The sequence below is a fragment of the Fredinandcohnia onubensis genome, assembly GCF_002734215.1.
Lineage (GTDB): Bacteria > Bacillota > Bacilli > Bacillales > Bacillaceae_L > Ferdinandcohnia > Ferdinandcohnia onubensis.
The window spans coordinates 1-1,478 of the sequence record NZ_NSEB01000031.1 but is presented as its reverse complement, the minus strand read 5'-3'; the positions used below and the strand labels follow the sequence as shown (position 1 = coordinate 1,478).

The window sequence follows — 1,478 nt, the reverse complement described above, 5'->3', positions numbered from 1 at the left end:
TAAAATGTACCCTATAGAGTAGACACATAAAAAAAGTCTACCTATAGGGTACTTTTTTGTATAATTAAGAAACACAATTACAGAATTACAACAGGGACTGGGGAAAAATATGAGTAAAAAGACTTTTACAGAGAAAGAGATAAAACAACTATCAGCTAATAAATACGTTAAATCAATTAGTTCAAAAGGAATTACTTATACTGATGAATTTAAACATATATTTATTGCAGAAACCGAGAAAGGCAAGTTTGCTAGAGTTATTTTTGAGGAATGCGGTTTTGATGTAGATATTTTGGGGATTCAAAGGGTTAGATCAGCGAGTAGAAGGTGGAAGGATGCATACTCAGAAAAAGGGCTAATTGGTTTACGTGATACCAGAGTCGGTAACTCGGGGCGCCCTAGAGAAAGAGAACTGACACTGAAAGAAAAAAACGCTCGATTGGAAGCAGAAATTAACTTGTTAAAGGCAGAAAATGAACTACTAAAAAAGATCCGTTTTGCGGAAAGGGGGCTGAGAAAATAACACTTACACCAAGCCAGAAATTTGAGCTTATCCATTCGGTAATCGAAAAATATCATTTAAAAAACATGGTGAGTTACCTATGTAAAGTAGCCGGCGTTTCGAGAAGTGGTTATTATAATTATTTCAAATTAGAGTCACAAGAACGAAGAAAACTTAAGGATGAAAAGGATGAAGTATTGAAAGAGAATATTTTAAAGGCCTATAATTTCAAAGGTCGAAAGAAAGGGGCGCGTCAAATCAAAATGACTTTGGCGGGTGAATTTGATGTTGTCTACAATTTGAAGCTTATCCGTCGAATTATGAAGAAATATAACATTATATGTCCCATCAGAAAGGCAAATCCTTATAGGAGAATGATGAAGGCCACACAAGAACATCGGGTTGTACCAAACTTATTGAACCGACAATTTAAGCAAGATATACCTGGAAAAGTACTTCTAACTGATATCACGTATTTATATTACGGAAAGGGTCAGAAAGCCTATTTGTCGACTATTAAAGATGGTTCGACTAATGAAATCTTAGCCTATAACGTGTCAGCCCATATTACGATGGACTTAGCTACAGACACCCTTTTAAAATTAAAGAAGAACCGTAACTTTAGAAAAGCAGAAGACGCATTGATACACTCTGATCAAGGAACCCACTATACACACCCTAACTTTCAAAAGTTAGCGAAGAAACTTGGATTACACCAATCTATGTCAAGACGCGGAAACTGTTGGGATAATGCCCCCCAAGAATCATTTTTTGGCCATTTCAAAGATGAAGCTTATATTAAACCTTGTACAACCTTAGATGAATTAAAACATGAAATAAAACAATATATGACGTATTACAATCACTACAGATACCAATGGAATTTAAAAAAGATGACCCCTGTTCAATACAGAGATCATCTTCTTAAAACTGCCTAGGCTTTTTTAAAATGTCCTTTACAAGGGGTACACTTTAT

General features: G+C 35.0%; 1 protein-coding gene. It reads left to right on the top strand.

What is annotated here, in order from left to right:
• The first annotated feature begins 109 nt into the window (after positions 1 to 109).
• Positions 110 to 1,440 (top strand): IS3 family transposase gene (locus CKK03_RS23210; protein WP_245864271.1). Its coding sequence is split into 2 segments (ribosomal slippage): positions 110 to 497 and positions 497 to 1,440, totalling 1,332 coding nucleotides; the frame shifts between segments, so codons are not numbered across the junction.
• Positions 1,441 to 1,478: the final 38 nt, after the last annotated feature.